Annotated in this window: 13 protein-coding genes; 4 read left to right on the forward strand and 9 right to left on the reverse strand. The window is 64.8% G+C overall.

The features are described from left to right. Positions 1-23 precede the first annotated feature (23 nt). From CUJ90_RS00995 to CUJ90_RS01035, 9 genes are all read right to left on the reverse strand, one after another. Complete coding sequence (locus tag CUJ90_RS00995) at positions 24-3611, reverse strand: indolepyruvate ferredoxin oxidoreductase family protein (protein WP_114161763.1); 3588 nt, start codon at positions 3609-3611, stop codon at positions 24-26. 237 nt (positions 3612-3848) lie between these two features. Continuing rightward, positions 3849-4850 (reverse strand): ion channel, encoded by a 1002-nt coding sequence (locus CUJ90_RS01000; RefSeq protein ID WP_114161764.1) that lies wholly within the window; start codon positions 4848-4850, stop codon positions 3849-3851. Between the two features lie 60 nt (positions 4851-4910). Further along, positions 4911-5156, reverse strand: coding sequence for a hypothetical protein (locus CUJ90_RS01005; protein ID WP_083085059.1), 246 nt, complete (start codon positions 5154-5156; stop codon positions 4911-4913). A gap of 65 nt (positions 5157-5221) precedes the next feature. Further along, entirely contained in the window at positions 5222-5452 is a 231-nt protein-coding gene (locus tag CUJ90_RS01010; protein WP_073432230.1) for a hypothetical protein, read from the reverse strand. 119 nt (positions 5453-5571) lie between these two features. Further along, positions 5572-6489, reverse strand: a complete 918-nt coding sequence (locus tag CUJ90_RS01015; protein WP_114161765.1) for a carbohydrate kinase family protein — start codon at positions 6487-6489, stop codon at positions 5572-5574. Further along, complete coding sequence (locus CUJ90_RS01020; protein ID WP_114161766.1) at positions 6486-7772, reverse strand: AGE family epimerase/isomerase; 1287 nt, start codon at positions 7770-7772, stop codon at positions 6486-6488. The genes CUJ90_RS01015 and CUJ90_RS01020 overlap by 4 nt, the downstream gene beginning before the upstream one ends. Further along, a complete protein-coding gene (locus tag CUJ90_RS01025) occupies positions 7769-8755 on the reverse strand; it encodes a LacI family DNA-binding transcriptional regulator (protein ID WP_114161767.1) in 987 nt (328 codons plus the stop codon). Before CUJ90_RS01025 ends, CUJ90_RS01020 begins: the two co-directional genes overlap by 4 nt. A gap of 202 nt (positions 8756-8957) precedes the next feature. Beyond that, the gene (locus tag CUJ90_RS01030; protein WP_114161768.1) at positions 8958-10811 is read right to left on the reverse strand and encodes an EAL domain-containing protein; all 1854 of its coding nucleotides are present in this window, start codon (positions 10809-10811) and stop codon (positions 8958-8960) included. 253 nt (positions 10812-11064) lie between these two features. Further along, positions 11065-12090, reverse strand: a complete 1026-nt coding sequence (locus tag CUJ90_RS01035) for a bile acid:sodium symporter family protein (protein ID WP_073432225.1) — start codon at positions 12088-12090, stop codon at positions 11065-11067. A 593-nt stretch (positions 12091-12683) separates the two neighbouring features. Here CUJ90_RS01035 and CUJ90_RS01040 point away from each other — a divergent pair. The 4 genes from CUJ90_RS01040 (at position 12684) to CUJ90_RS01050 (ending at position 15988) form a co-directional block, all read left to right on the forward strand. Continuing rightward, positions 12684-13208 carry a hypothetical protein gene (locus CUJ90_RS01040; protein ID WP_244219950.1) on the forward strand — a complete coding sequence of 175 codons (525 nt, stop codon included), beginning with the start codon at positions 12684-12686 and terminating at the stop codon, positions 13206-13208. Between the two features lie 195 nt (positions 13209-13403). Then, a complete protein-coding gene (locus CUJ90_RS32265; protein ID WP_152035324.1) occupies positions 13404-13607 on the forward strand; it encodes a hypothetical protein in 204 nt (67 codons plus the stop codon). 165 nt (positions 13608-13772) lie between these two features. Continuing rightward, positions 13773-14858 (forward strand): porin, encoded by a 1086-nt coding sequence (locus CUJ90_RS01045; protein ID WP_073432223.1) that lies wholly within the window; start codon positions 13773-13775, stop codon positions 14856-14858. A gap of 194 nt (positions 14859-15052) precedes the next feature. Beyond that, entirely contained in the window at positions 15053-15988 is a 936-nt protein-coding gene (locus CUJ90_RS01050; protein ID WP_073432222.1) for a LysR family transcriptional regulator, read from the forward strand. Positions 15989-16009: the final 21 nt, after the last annotated feature.

Raw genomic sequence — 16009 nt, forward strand, 5'->3', positions numbered from 1 at the left:
GCACATGCCCACGCACACGAGCCTTACTTCGCGACCACCACCGGAATGCCGCGCAACTGCCCGGCGCCTTTCACCTCGTCCAGCGACTTCTTCACGCACGCGCCCGTTGCTGCTTCGATCTGCAAGCGCGCGGCGAGATCGCGTTCGCCACGCTTCACGCCCGCCAGATTCGCCAGCTTCACGTGACCATAACCGCGCACGCGAGCATGCAGGTCGGCCAGCTTCGCGACGTCTTCCAGGTTGTTCGCGTTGAGCTTTGCAAACGCGCGTTGCAGCGTGGTTTCGTAATCGTCGGCGAGTTCGCGCTCCATCTTGCGTTCGAGCGTGCGGCCGAACGGATCGAGCATCGTGCCGCGCAGGCCGCGCCATTTCGCCAGCATGCCGAGCACCGGCCACATCCATTGACCGAAGGTTTTCTTGGCCGGGTTGATGCCGGGCTGCGGACGCGTCAGCGTCGGCGGCGCGAGATTGAACCTGATGCCGAAGTCCTTGCCCGCCACGCCTTCGAACTGCGCTTCGAGCGCCTCGCGGAATGCGGCGTCCGTATGCAGGCGCGCCACTTCGTATTCATCCTTCACGGCGAGCAGACGGTAGAACGTGGTCGCCACCGCGCGCGTGAGGCGCTCGCTCCGTGCGTCCACCGCGGTCTCGGCGCGACGTGCAGCATCCACCAGCGCGCGATAACGCTTCACATAGCGCTCGCCGCCATACGTTTGCAGACGCCCCTCGCGATGCGCGATCAGTTCATCGAGCGTATCGACGCGCACCGTTTGCTTCGCGACATGCCGCGCTTCCCACAATGCTTCGAGCGCGGCGGGGTCTTCGGCGGCGAGCCGGCCGATCGAGAACGCCAACTGATTCATCTGCACGGCGACGTTGTTCAACTCGATCGCGCGCATCATCGCGGCGAACGATACCGGCACGAGACCGAGCTGCCACGCATAGCCGAGCATCAGAATGTTCGCGCCGATGGTGTCGCCGAGAAAGCGCGTGGCAAGCGCTTGCGCGTCGCACGTGGACATGCGTTCCGCACCTGCCGCGTGACGCATCTTGTCGATCAGCGCATCCGCATGCAGCGTCGCGTCGGGGTTCTGCACGAAGCTCGCATTCGGAATCGCATGCGTATTCACGACGATGCGCGTGCGGCCATGACGCACCGTTTGCAGGGCATCGGCGCTCGCGCCCACCACCATGTCGCAGGCGAGCAGCACGTCGGCCTGTTGCGTGTCGATCCGCACCTGGTTGAGCCATTCGTCGCGCGCGGCGAAGCGCACGAACGACAGCACCGAGCCGCCCTTTTGCGCGAAGCCCATGAAGTCGAGCACCGACGCGCTCTTGCCTTCCAGATGCGCCGCCATGCTGATCAGCGCGCCGACCGTCACGACGCCGGTCCCGCCGACGCCCGTCACCAGAATGTCGTAGGGCGCGGCGTCGAGATGCGTCGCGGGAACGCGCAACGCAGCGACGCGCGCCGCCAGCGCTTGCGGATCGAACGCCACGCCCGCGGCTTTCTTCAGCTTGCCGCCTTCCACGGTGACGAAACTCGGGCAGAAGCCGTTCACGCAGGAATAATCCTTGTTGCACGACGATTGGTCGATGCGCCGCTTGCGTCCCAATGCCGTTTCAACGGGTTCCACCGACAGGCAATTCGATTGCACGCCGCAATCGCCGCAGCCTTCGCAGACTTCCTCGTTGATGAACAGACGCTTGTCGGGATCGGGGAATTCGCCTTTCTTCCTTCTGCGCCGTTTTTCCGCCGCGCAGGTCTGGTCGTAGATCAGCACCGTCACGCCGTCGGTGTCGCGCAATTGGCGCTGCATGGCGTCCATTTCGCTGCGATGGTGAAACGTCGTGCCCTTAGGAAACAGATCGTGATGGCCGTCGTATTTCTCCGGCTCGTCGCTCACCACGACGAAGCGCGACACGCCTTCGGCTTCCACCTGGCGCGCGATCTGCGGCACCGAGATGCTGCCGTCGACCGGCTGCCCGCCCGTCATCGCAACCGCATCGTTATAGAGAATCTTGTACGTGATGGTGGCTTTCGCGGCCACCGCCTGGCGGATCGCGAGAATGCCCGAGTGAAAGTACGTGCCGTCGCCGAGATTCTGGAACACGTGACGCGTTTTCGTGAACATCGAATGCGACGCCCAGTCGACGCCTTCACCGCCCATCTGGATCAGCCCCGTCGTGTCGCGCTCCATCCACGAAGCCATGAAGTGACAGCCGATGCCCGCTTGCGCGATCGATCCTTCCGGCACTTTCGTCGATGTGTTGTGCGGGCAGCCCGAACAGAAATACGGCGTGCGCTTCACGCTGTCCGCGGCGTTCGAGAGAATGTGCGGCGCGACCAGATCGACCACGCGCTCGCGCCGGTCGAGCGCGGGTTTGTGTTTGGCGAGCCAGTTCGCGAACACCGGCAAGATACGCGAAGGCCGCAATTCACCGAGCGACGACAGCAGCATCGTGCCGTCCTCGGCATGCTTGCCGATCACGATCGGCCGCGTGCCTTGCGTGCGGTTGTACAGATAGTCCTTGATCTGCTGTTCGATGACCGGGCCCTTCTCCTCGATCACCAGCACTTCGGACAAACCGGCAACGAACGCGTCGATGCGCGTCATCTCCAGCGGAAACGACAAGCCGACCTTGTAGATCCGCACGCCGGCCGCGTCCAGATCGGCGACCGTCAGATCGAGCCGGCGCAGCGTCTCCATCAGGTCCAGATGCGCCTTGCCGCAAGTGACGATGCCCACGTTCGCGTGCGGGCTCGGCGCGATCCATTTGTCGATGCTGTTGGCGCGCGCGAAGTGGCGCACCGCGTCGAGCTTCGCGTGCATGCGCGATTCGATCGTCAGGCTCGGCAGATCGGGCCAGCGGTTATGCAGGCCGCCGGCTGGCGTCTGGAAATCGTGCGGCGGCGTCCATTCGGTATGCAGCGCGTCGAGGTCGACGGTCGAGCCCGATTCGACCGTCTCGGAGATCGCCTTGTAGCCGACCCACGCGCCCGAGAATCGCGACAACGCCCAGCCGTACAAGCCGAATTCGAGCATGTCGGCGATGTTGGACGGATTCACGATCGGCATATGCCAGGCCATCATCGCGAAGTCGCTCTGATGCGGCATCGACGACGACACGCAGCCGTGGTCGTCGCCCGCCACCACCAGCACGCCGCCGTGCGGCGACGAGCCGTATGCGTTGCCGTGCTTGAGCGCGTCGCCGGCGCGATCCACGCCGGGGCCCTTGCCGTACCACATCGCGAACACGCCTTCGACGGTGCGCTCCGGGTCGGCCTCCACGCGCTGCGTGCCGAGCACGGCAGTGCCGCCGAGTTCCTCGTTGATCGCCGGCAGGAAGCGAATATCGCTCGCCGCGAGCAGTTTGTTCGCTTTCCACAACTGCTGATCGACCATGCCGAGCGGCGAGCCGCGATAGCCGCTGATGAAACCGGCGGTGTTCATGCCGCGCGCCCGATCGAGCGCGCGCTGCATCAACGCGAGGCGCACCAGCGCCTGGGTGCCGGTCAGGAAAATGCGGCCGCGCGTCGCGGTGAGGTTATCGGACAGCTTGTAATCGGCGAGAGCGGGCGTGCCATCGATGGGCAGGCGAGCGGTCATGGGTGAGTCTCCATTATCTGCATCCGCGCGCCGTGGGTGGGGACCACATGGGCGACGCGGCGAAAGAGACTCTATTTTTCAGCGCCGATTAGAGTAGATTTTTTCTAGTTCGAACGGCTGACGGCGAATGAGCGAGAAGAGTCGCGCATTTTGCCGACGTTTCGAGAGGGATTTGCCAGGCGGGCGGAGGCTTCGGGTATGCCCTGGTGTTCCCGCGCGACGCCCAAGGCGGCGTATTCAGTTCCCGGCGACCGTATCCGGCTGCGCGGTCGCGGCGGCCCGCGCCGTGACGTCGAGCGGTGCCGCGTCGAGCGGCACGATCTCGTCGAAATGCGAGTAGTCGATGTGACTCACGCCATCCACCTCGCTCATGACGTCCACGAAGCGATGCTGCCAGTAGATCTCGTCGAACGTCCACACGTAGCGCGCCTGCATGGTTTGCGCAGTGGATTCGTCGACCCCTTCGAGCGTCAGCAGCAGCGAGGTGTCGCGATTCTTGAGCGTTTCGGCGGTTTCGCCGAACAGCGGACTGCTTTCGTCGATGACGTGCATGAGGCTCCAACCCAGCTTGAATACGGGATGCTGGTCCCGCACGAGCGTCAGGTCGTGGAGCTTGCGCAGCGTATAACCCTCGGCGGTGGTTTCCCTGCGCAGAATGCGCAGCTTCGCGCGCGCTTCGGCGATGACGTTCTGACGCGCGTTGGCCGTGCGCACCATCAGCGTCATGCGGCCATCGAGCGGCCGCACGACCGCATAACGGGCGAACATGATCTTGGCGTGCGGACGCGAAAAGCGCGCGAAGATCAGGCCCGTCGCCAACGCGATGCTCGACATGCCGATGAAGATTTCGAGCGTGGCGATCCAGTGCGCGTAGGTGGTTCGCGGATGCATGTCGCCGTATCCGACGGTCGCGAGCGTTTCGACGCTGAAGAAAAACGCGCCGCCGAAGCCCGGCGGAAACTGATTGGCGATCGCCTCGTCACCGAGCATGTAGAGCGCGGCGAACGCGGTGTTGAGCACCAGGAACAGCACCGCGAGCGAGACGAAGAACATCGGCCAGCGCACCACGAGCGCGCGGTGATAGAGGTCCTGCCAGAGCGGCGTGGGCATGCCGTGCGCGATCACCACGCGATCGTCGAGGCGCATCTCGCGGCCGCCGGGCGTGCGGCGCCGCCGCGCACGCACGCCAGCGTCGCCGAGGCCGGTGCCGGAAAATCGGTCTGAGGGTTCGCTAGCCATTGCGTGCTCGTGGAGATGAAAACGCGCAAAGCGTAGCACGGCGCCTTGCGCGCGTTCGCGCTACGGAAATGTTCGCGGCTTGGGTATGCCGGCGCCGTGCTCGATATCGTTGACGGCTTGCTGATGCGCGGCGGCGACCGCTTCGGCTTCGTCGGCGTAACCGTCGTCGCCGCCGACGGTCGCCCACGTTTTGACCGCTTTCTCGCGATGCCGGATTTCGTATTCCGCGTCCCAGCGCGCGCCGTTGAGTTCGAGTGGGCGGACGTGAATGGAGTACACGCCGTAGAGGAAGAGCTGTTCAGCCATGATCGCCTCCAGCCGGTTGTTCGGGTGGCGCAGCGCGCGACGCAACGCGGCGCCGGTTTGACTACCTAGAGTTCGATTTCCCCGAGAATACGGTGAGCGAGCGCCTTGGCTTCCTCGAGCGCTTCCTCCGGCGTCGACGAAGTCGCTTCCACTTCGTAGACCGTCGTCTCCTGATCGTTGGCTCCGCCGCCTTCGTCGCGCGTGAGGGTGACGAGGCCCTGGTACGAGTCGGTCTGTAACTCTCTTACCGAGGCGGTAGCCGTGTAGATGCCTTTGGTGTAGGTGATGTCGTCCATGGCGTCGCTCCTTCTTCCAAAGGTTTCGGTTTTTTCATGCTAGCACGATGATCGAGCTTCGGTTTTCGCGGCGCGGCGCTCCGTCGTCATGACAATGCGCGCCGCGCAAGACAGCGGAATTACAGCAGCGCGACGACTTCATCCAGCGACGGCGCGTGCGCGCCGGCGTGCCGGCAAGCCGCCGCGCCAGCGGCCAGCGCGAACGCCAGATGCTCCGGCCAGGCCCGCTGCGGCGCGGTCATCAAGCTGAACAGCAAGCCGCCGATGGAAGCGTCTCCCGCCCCCACGGTGTCGACCACCTCGACGCGCGGCGGCCGTGCTTCCGTCAGCATCGCGCCGTCGATCAGCATGGCCGTTTCCGGTCCGCGCGTCACCAGCACGGCGGCGGACGGATTCATGGCTTGCAGTTGCGCGAGCGCGGCGGCCTCGTCGTCGGTCTTGAAGAGCAGGCGCAAATCCTCGTCCGAGACCTTGATCAGATCGGCGAGCGCGGCCATCTTGCGCAGCGTGGGCGCATACCCATGCTCCATCAGATTCCGGTAATTCGGATCGAAGCTGATCTTCACGCCGCGCGAGCGCAGTTCGGCCGCCAACCCGGCCAGCGTATCGCCGAGCGGCTGCCGCACGAGGCTGATGCAGCCGAAGTGCGCCCACTTCACCTGCTCGATCCAGCCGGCCGGCAAGCGCGCCGGGTCGAACGCCAGGTCCGCGCCGTTTTCGCCCATGAAAAAATACGCGGGCGGATGCGTCTGATGAACGATCGCCAGCAAGGGCGGGCGCTCCACGCGCTGCATGAAGCGCATGTCGAGCCCGGCGGCGACGCTCGCGTTCCACAGTTCGTCCGAGAAATTGTCGACGCCGAGCGACCCGGCGCACGCGGTCGGCAAACCGAGCCGCGCGACGCAGCGCGCCACGTTCCAGCCGGCGCCGCCGGGACGCGACAGCCATTGCGAGGGGCCAGTGCGCACGAGATCGGTGAGGATGTCGCCGGCCGAGACGAAGAGAGGGAGTGCGCTATTCGCGCTGAGGTCGTTCATTTCGTCTGCTCCGCGGATTCCTTCGCAGCGGCCGTGCTGTCGGGCAGTGCGTGCGCCAGCACCTCGTAGCACGCGCCCATCGTGTGATAGTCGGTCTTGCCGGCGGGACTCTTTTCGTCGCTGTACTTGCGGTTGTCGCAGGTGAGGATGCGATACCACGCGCCATGCTTGTGATCGACGAAGTGCGCCCAGCTATAGCGCCAGATCTCGTCGTACCAGTCCCAGAAGCGTTCGTTGCCGGTGCGCTTGCCGAGCAGCGCGGCGGTGGCGAAGGTCTCGGCCTGGACCCAGAAGTATTTGTCGTGGTCGCACACGGTGCCGTCCGGGCCGAAGCCGTAATAGAGGCCGCCGTGGTCTTCGTCCCATGCGTGCGTCATCGCGGCGTCGAACAGTTCGATCGCGCGCGGCAGCAGCCACGGCAACGGACGGTAGCGCTCCAGAATCAGCAGCAGCTTCGCCCATTCGGTTTGATGTCCCGGCTGAAAGCCCCACGGGCGGAAGATGTTCGAGCTGTCTTCCTCGTTGTAATGCCAGTCCACCGACCAGTCCGCGTGAAAGTGCTCCCACACGAGCCCCTGCGAGAGCTTCGCCTGGCGCAGCGTGATATTCGACGCGACCCGTTCCGCGCGATCCAGATAGACGAGGTGGCCGGTTGCTTCATGCGCGGCGAGCAGCGCCTCGGTGGTGTGCATGTTCGCGTTCTGCCCGCGGTACGAACTCACGCGCCATTCGGGCGATGCCTCGTCGGCGTAGAGACCGGCGGCGGGGTCCCAGAAGCGGTGTTCCATCAGTTCGAAGGTCGCGCCGATCATCGGCCTCGCTTCCTCGACGCCCGCCATCGCCGCATGCGAATAGGCGAGCAGCACGAACGCGAGACCGTAGCAGTGGCGCGTGGCGTCGAGCGTGCGCTTCTTGCCGTCCCGCCATTCGAGCTCCCAGTCGTAGCCCTCGTGGTGCGGGTCCCAATGCACTTCGCGCAGGAAGCGCAAGCCGTGGCGCACGTACTCGAGATGCCGCGGGTCGCCGAACTGGCGATACGCCATCGCGTAGTTGAAGACGTAGCGGCAACTGCTCACCAGATGCCGCGTGGTTTTGTCGTAGACGGAACCGTCGTCGCGGAAAAAATGAAAGAAGCCGCCGCTCGGATCGAGCACGTTCGGCGCGTAAAAGCGCAGCGTGTCCTGCACATGCGCGAGCAGGAAATCGCGGCTGCGGAAACTGTCGACGGGCGGCACGGCAGCGGCCGCGCCGTTTGCGGGTTGATGCGGATCGGATTGCGTCATGGCTTTTCCATCAAAGTACTGGCACGGGCAATGAGATGAACGGGCAAGCGGATTTCCAGTTCGGCAGGCGCGTCTTCGAGCAGCAACTCCACGCCGCGCCGGCCGAGCGCTTCCTTGTCGACCGAAATGGTGGACAGCGGCGGCGTGGCGTGGGCGGCGGCGGGAATGTCGTCGAAGCCGATGATGGCGATGTCCTCGGGCACGCGCAGGCCGCGCGCGAGGCACGCGCGCAGCGCGGCGAGCGCGGCGGCGTCGTTGTAGGCGAACACGGCGTCGGGCCATGGGCCGGGCGCGTCGAGCAACTGATGCATCGCGCGCGCGGCGCCGCTGTCGGGGTCGAGGCCGGCGTCGATGGTCACTTCAAGCGACGGGTCGAACAGCAGCCCCGCTTCGAAAAACGCGCGCCGGTAACCGAGCGCGCGCTGGGCGATGCTGAAGTGCGCGAGCGAGCCGCCGATGAACGCGATGCGCTTGCGCCCCTGCCCGAACAGATGCCGCATGGCGAGCATGGCGCCCGCGGCGTTGTCGAGGTTCACCGAGCGCAGGCCGGGCGCCCACAGGTCGATCAGCACGAGCGGACGGCGCATCGCCACCAGCGTGCTCAACGTTTCGGGTTCGACGAAACCGGCGATCGCCACCGCGTCCGGCGCGTGCAGGCGCATCTGCTGGATCACGTCCTCGGTGGGACCGGCGGTCAGCACCGACGGGACGATGCCGCGTTCGCGGCACGCGTCTTCCACGCCGTGCAGCACGTGCGAAAAAAACGGGCTGACGGCGAAATTATTGTGCTGACGATGCAACAGGAAGGTGAGACGGCGAATGCGCGGACGCAATTGGGCGGCGTCGTAACCGAGCTGCCGCGCCGCTTCGACCACGCGCACGCGCGTGGCTTCGGAGAGGCCGGGCTGGTTCTTCAGTGCACGGGAGACGGTGCCGATCGACACGCTCGCCGCGCGGGCGACGTCGCGGATGGTTGTGGCCATCGAATGACACGGCCGAGCAGGGCCGCACGGTGTTTGAATTCGGGCGATTGTATAGTAAAACCCGCCGGAAACACCTTTGGAAACCGGCGATCCACACCCGGAAATACCCGTAGATGTTGAGGTTGGCCCGGAATTTGTCGTTTAGTAAAATTCACTAAACATGGCGTGGATCGTGGCTCCAAGGGCTGTTGCTGTTGCGCATTCAGTCGAAGGGCGCTTGAAGAACGGCCTCGGCCTGGCCGCGTAATAACGTCAGGCTTTCCTCCGCGTCGATCAGGACGAAACCGCTCGTCTCGTGCTTCGCGCGACGCTTCGCCAGCGCCGCGACCGAGGCGATCTCCTCGCTGCTGTAGAGCGCGGGGCCGCCGTCCGGTGCCACGCGCACGCAGCCGATCGCCATCGTCACGAAACCGAAGAAGGTCGGATTGCCGCGCCGGTCTTCGCCGTGGATGCCGCCCGCGAGCCGGTCGGCGGGCGCATAGAAGCGCTGCGCGCCTTCGTTGAACACGTGGATCGCGCGCAGCACGCGCTCGCGCCAGTCCTCGCTCTGGAACAGGATCATGAAGTCGTCGCCGCCGACGTGGCCGAGAAAATCGCGCGTCGGATCGCACACGTCGGCGAGCACGGCGGCGGCGAATTTCAGCACTTCGTCGCCTTGCCAGTAGCCGTACTGATCGTTAAAGGGCTTGAAGTGATTCAGGTCGACGTAACACGCGTGAAAGCCCGCGTCGTTGCCGAGCAGGCGGGCGATATGCGAGCTGATCGGAATGTTGCCCGGCAGGAAGGTCAGCGGATTCGCGTAGCGCGCGGCTTCGATGCGCACCTCGGTCACCGCGCGCACGAGGTTCTCACCGGTGCCCAGCCCCGCGTATTTGCCGTTCTCGGTGATCACGAAACCGTCGGCGAGATAGCGCTGGTCGTCGCTTGCGAGCAGCCTGGCCATTTGCTCGACGGTCATCGATTTCTCGATGATCACCGGCGATGCGTTGGCGAACAGCAAACACGGACGCTTGCCGAACAGCTCGCGGTGGTACGGCAGCGCGTAGCGGTCCATGAAGCTGCGGCGGTTGATCAGCGCGACGGGTTCGTCATGTTCGACCACGGCGACCGCGTGCAGGTCGGGCAGACGGTTGAACAGTTCGAGCACGTCGTTGTTGGTGGCGTGACGCGGCAGCGCGGGCGCATGCACCAGCATCTTCGCCGACGCCATGCCGCCCGACGGCGACGCGCCGCTCGCCATGCGCGTCGGCTCCGGGAATACGGCGATGTGACCGGCGCGCAGCGCGTCGCGGGCGTCGTCGGTTACGTGGCGCGCCGGCTGCGCATGCGGGCGGCCGAAAAAATAACCCTGCCCGCAGGCGATGCCCATGTCGCGCACCACGATCAGATCGGCTTCGTTCTCGATACCCTCGGCCACCAGTTGCGCGCCGCTCGCGCTGGCGAAGTGCTGCATCGCGCGCACGGCTTCGAACTTGAGCGGATCGCAGGCGATGTCGTGAATGAAGAAGCGGTCGATCTTCACCACATCCGGTTGCAGCCGCACCCACAGATTCATGCTGGCGTTGGCGGTGCCGTAGTCGTCGAGCGCGAATTGCGCGCCCGCCGTGCGCAGCGCCGAGATCACCGGCAGGAAGCTGCCGACGTCCGCGATCATGCTTTGCTCGGTCAACTCGATCACGATGCGCTGCGGGTCCAGCCCGCGATGCCGCAGCAGCGCGAGCGTGTCCTCGCGCGCGTCGGCCAGTTGGCGGATCGCGCCCGCGCTGAAGTTGAGGAACAGCTTGCCGTCCACGCCGAGTCTCGCGAACGCCTCGATGCAGGTGTGCGCGGCGGCGCGTTCGAGTTCGATCGCGCAGCCCTCGGCGAGCGCCTGCGAAAACAGCGCGAACGGCGCTTCGAGCGGCGTGCCGGCCGGGCCGCGGATCAGCCCTTCGTAGCCGAGAATCGCGCCGTCCTCGAAATCGATGATCGGCTGGAATACGGCGGACAGATCGCGCCGGGAAATCAACTCCGCGATGCACGGCGTGGCGAATCGGGAGGGCGAGCGAGGTTGCATGGCAGGTAGGCGTAGCGATCGACGTTCGGCTTATCGGCCCGCCTGGCGTGGAATTAAGTGAAGTTTTAGTGAAGCGTCGCACTGGATTGGTGCGCGAGGCCAGGCGCCTCCAGGATTTTGCCTATGCCGTCCGGCCGAGGCGACAGCGGCGGCGTTTGCGCGTGAAATAACAAAAAAGCCGCACGCGGCGGCTTTCTTCAAATGACGCTCAGGGAGGGCGCTTATGAATGTCCTGATTGCATTGCGCGCGTATTCAACGGCGCGCCACGGCGGCGGCGGACCGCTCGCGCGCGGCGGCGCGGGTTTCGCCGCTGGTGTCGCGGGCGCCCCAGCGCTGCGCGAGCGCGGCGCACACCATCAACTGGATCTGGTGGAACAGCATCAGCGGCAATACCACGGCGCCCACCGCATGCGAGGCGAAAATGACCTTGGCCATCGGCACGCCGGCGGCAAGGCTTTTCTTCGAACCGCAGAAGATGATCGTGATCTGGTCGGCGCGGTTGAAGCCGAGCCGCTTGCTGACGAACATCGTCGCGGCCAGCGCGAGCGCGAGCAGCACGACGTTGACCACCAGCAGGCCGCCGAGCGCGGAGAGCGGAATCTGATGCCAAAGGCCCTGGTTGACCGCTTCGCTGAACGCGCCGTACACCACCAGCAGGATCGAGCCCTGGTCCACGAACTTCAGCACGCCGCGGTTGCGCTCGATCCACTTGCCGATCAGCGGCCGCAGCAACTGCCCGGCCACGAACGGCACCAGCAGTTGCAGCACGATATTGCCCACCGTATGCCACGGCGAACTGCCGCCGGCGGCGTGATTGGTGACGAGGAGGCTGACGAGCGCGGGCGTGATGAAAATGCCCAGCAGGCTCGAGGCCGACGCGCTGCACACGGCGGCCGGCACATTGCCCTTCGCAATGGAAGTAAACGCGATGGACGATTGCACCGTCGACGGCAACGTGCAGAGGAAGAGGACCCCCGCATAGAGCGCCGGCGTGACAAGTGGCGAAAGGAGCGGCTTAAGGGCGAGGCCGAGCAGCGGAAACAGCGCGAACGTGCTGAGCAGCACTACCAGATGAAGACGCCAGTGCGTCGCCCCCGCAATAATCGCTTCGCGTGAAAGTTTTGCGCCGTGCAGGAAAAACAGCAGGCCGACCGCCACGTTCGTCACCCAGTCGAACCCGGCGGCGGCCTGCCCGTGAACCGGCAGGAAGCTGGCAAGGATCACGGTGCCGACGAGGCACAAGGTGAAGTTGTCGGGAAGCAGTTTCGGGCGAGCCATGTCGGAATCTCGATTCGGTGATGCGGAAAAGCGCACGGCAAACGCGCGTGCAAGTCGCCAGCCTCAAGCTATGGGAGGCGTCTATTGTTGTTGAAAATCGATTGAAAAAGCAAATTCATTTGCCGAATTCATTAATGAATAGCCTGCATCCAATCACATGAGCAAGCGGCTGGCCGGCTATCGGTGGTCGCCGTTCAAGATTCGCGAGGCGGTTTGTCCGGTCCATGGTTTCGACAATCGGGCGAAGAATCCGGGGGCGATTGGTCGTAAGCAAGCGTGAGCCAGGTGCCCTCGGCGATGCCCCCGAGCAAGCGGTTCCAAGGCTTTAACGCAAGCGCACTGTCGCGGAAAAACGTCGCAGTAACAAGGTGTTACATCCGCGGTTGGGGCATAACACTTTTTGGCTCGACACCCTTTGTCAGCACCCATAAATTACGCTTCAAAGGCCATCGGGATGCTCCCGCGCCGCGATATATCCGCAGCGCTCGTGCCAGTCCCAGAACAAGTCCATCGCAGCTCGAACGGTGGGTTTCAGGCAAGTCTTCGGGCATGAGAGTCACTGGGTGGACGCGTTGTCGAGAACGAAGCACTGGGTGTTGGGCGCAGTCATCGCCGCGCTGTGCTCGTTCGCCTATGCAAAAGCGCCGGGCATGCTGCACGGCGGCGGTGGCGGTGGGTACGCGTCGGGAGGCGCGGCACATGCGATGCGCGGTGACGCGCGCAACGACAACCGTTACTACGGCGCGCCCAACGCAAGGCCGGCCCGCAACGACACGGCTGACCGGAACATGCGCCTGCCGCGCGGCGGTGCGGACCTGGCTGGCGGCATTTACGCGAACGGCTTCGGCAACAACGAGCCGCGCATGCGTCGGATTGCAGGACCGTCGGGTCCCGCCTATCCGGGCGTGGGACGCGGCGGCATCCAGTACGCGGGCGCGATTAAGCCGGTGAGCGCCGAATCGCGCTCCGCGCAGCGGCCGCCGGGCAATGGGCCGGTTCGCAGCGGTTCGATCCGCGCCGACGTCGCCCGCTATAACGAAGAGCGCGGCTCGACGCGCGCCATGCCGCGCCAGTCGGACGATCCGCGTCAACAGGAAGGTTCGCCGTACCGGAACTAGCCGTCGCACGGTGACGCAGCCGTCGCCGTTCTTGTTGCACGGGCAGGCAAACGCTCGCTCGCGGGTACGACAAGCGTTGTTCGCTTCCTTCTTCCTCTCCTTCGCCGCATTACTGCGGCGCTCGCCCGTTTTCCAGGCGGCCTTGGCATCGTCCGAAATGCCCCCGCCAATCTGACGTTTCGACGCCACACTTTTTTGAAAACGCTCGGCAGCGAACCGTCTCCCATCGTCAAATTTGGTGGTTTGCGCGGCGGCGCGTCATCCGCATGCCGTCTGAAGCGGTGTTACCCGGCCCGGCGCAATGTCAGCACTGTTTTTGATGGCGCGGCGAGCTTTGCGGCGCTGCCGCGCGGGCGGCTGGAACACGCGCTTTATCAGGCCGATAAGCGACAAAACTAATCAGACCGATATACCCGCAATAACCAACGATATTTTTGTCCATAAAAATGGTCCGCAAAGATGGTCCCGCCCAGATTGGCTCGATCACCGAACGGACAACAACAATGGTTCGCGCGAGCTTCCCCTTTCGCACAGCCACCCCTTTTGACAAAGACAGGAGAATCCATGAAAACAAGCATCAGCCGTGCGCTGAAGACCACTCTCAAGGCAACCGCGTGTGCCGCTCTGCTGGCCAGTGCATCGTCTGCTTTTGCGCAATCGAGCGTGCAGCTTTACGGTCAGGTCGACGAATGGGTCGGCGCGCAGAAGTTTCCGGGCGGCAAAACGTCGGTGCAGGTGTCCGGCGGCGGCATGTCCACGTCGTACTGGGGCTTGAAGGGGGCTGAGGATCTGGGCAACGGCTACAAGGCGATTTTCACGTTGGAAGACTTCTTCCGCGCGCAGAACGGCCAGTACGGCCGCTTCAGCGGCGATACGATGTTCTCGCGCAATGCGTATGTCGGTATCGAATCGCCGTACGGCACGGTCACCGCCGGCCGTCTGACCACCCAATTGTTCGTATCGACGATCCTGTTCAATCCGTTCATCGACTCGTATGTCTTCTCGCCGATGGTCTATCACGTCTACCTCGGACTCGGCACGTTCCCGACCTACTCGACCGATCAAGGCGTGACGGGCGACTCGGGTTGGAACAACGCGGTGCAATACTCGTCGCCGAATTTCAACGGGCTCTCCGCGAGCGCGATGTACGCACTCGGCAACACGACGCAGAACGGCGCGAAAAAGTGGAGCGGCCAGGTGCTGTACTTCCACGGCCCGTTTGCGGCGACCGCGGTGTACCAGTACGTGAACTTCAACAACTCGCCGGGCGACCTGGGCAGCTTCGATTCGTCCGGCGTGCCGGGCCTGAAGGCGCAGGGCGTGGCGCAGCTCGGCCTGTCTTATGACCTCAAGTACGTGAAGCTTTTCGGTCAATACATGTACACGCACAACGATCAGACCTCGACGAGCTGGCACGTGAACACGGCGCAGGGCGGCGTCTCGGTGCCGGTGGGCCCGGGCACCGTGATGGCGTCGTACGCGTATTCGCGCGACGGCGGCGGCTTCGACCAGACCCGTCAGACGGCCGCGGTCGGCTACGACTATCCGCTGTCCAAGCGCACCGACATCTACGCGGCCTACCTGTACGACCACATCACGGGCCAGTCGAGCGGCAACACCTACGGCGTCGGCATGCGCGCCAAGTTCTGAGCGTGCCGCGCGGCGTCTGCTTCGCGGCAGTCGCCGCATGACGGCTAACCTGCCGCGGCAATATCCGCAAGGCCCGCTTTCTCCCGAAGGCGGGCTTTGTCGTTTCTGACGTCCGCGCGTAGCCGATCCGCTCACCGTCTGGTTGATAAACCCTGCAAAATGACGCTGATTAATTCCCTCAGCGAGCGATTGAGATGGACACCCTCGTCAGCATGAAAGTGTTCCGCCACGTGGTCGAGATCGGCAGCTTTGTCGGCGCGGCCGAGCGGATGGAGATGTCGGCGGCGATGGCGAGCAAGCACGTGATGCACCTCGAACAGCAACTCGGCGCGCGTCTTTTGAACCGCACGACGCGGCGCGTCGCGCCGACCGAGGCGGGCCGCGAATACTACGAGCGCCTCTCGCAGGTGCTCACCGAACTCGAGGAGGCCGAGCAGGCGGTCGGCGCGGCGAGCGTCGTGCCGCAGGGGCGCTTGCGGGTGTCGTCGCTGTCGGCGTTCGGCTTGAGCCACGTGATGGCCGCCGTGGCCGACTACGCCGCGCAGTATCCGCAAGTCACCGTCGACATGACCTTGTCCGACCGCGTGGTCGAACTGATCGACGAGGGCTTCGACGTCGCGATCCGGGCCTCGCCGGGCGGGCTGAAGTCGTCCTCGCTGATCGCCCGGCAGATCGCGACCGCTCACCTGGTGCTGTGCGCGTCGCCGGCCTATCTGCGCCGTCACGGCACGCCGAAAACCGTCGCCGATCTCGCCCGCCATAACTATCTGCACTATGCCGGCGTGTCGGCGCTCGAAATCGCGCCCGGCATGGGCGACGCCTCGCGCATGCGTCTGTCGGGCAACCTGATCGTCAATCATCTGGAAGCGCAACGCGTGATCGTGCTGCAAGGCGCGGGTATCGCGTTGCTCGGCACCGAGGTGATCGGCGACGATCTGGCCGCGGGGCGTCTCGTGCCGTTGCTGGTGGACGAGGTGCCGCCGCGCGAGCTGCCGATTCATGTGGTGTATGCGAGCCGCCGGCATCTGTCGGCGAAGGTGCGTTCGTTTGTCGACTTCCTGGCGGAGCGGTTCGCGAACGAATCGCTGTGGCCGTCGCTGGAGCAGATCAAGGCGTTGGCCGCGCGTTAGGCGCTGGCGGTGCGCCGCCGT

This window comes from Paraburkholderia terricola, from assembly GCF_003330825.1.
Lineage (GTDB): Bacteria > Pseudomonadota > Gammaproteobacteria > Burkholderiales > Burkholderiaceae > Paraburkholderia > Paraburkholderia terricola.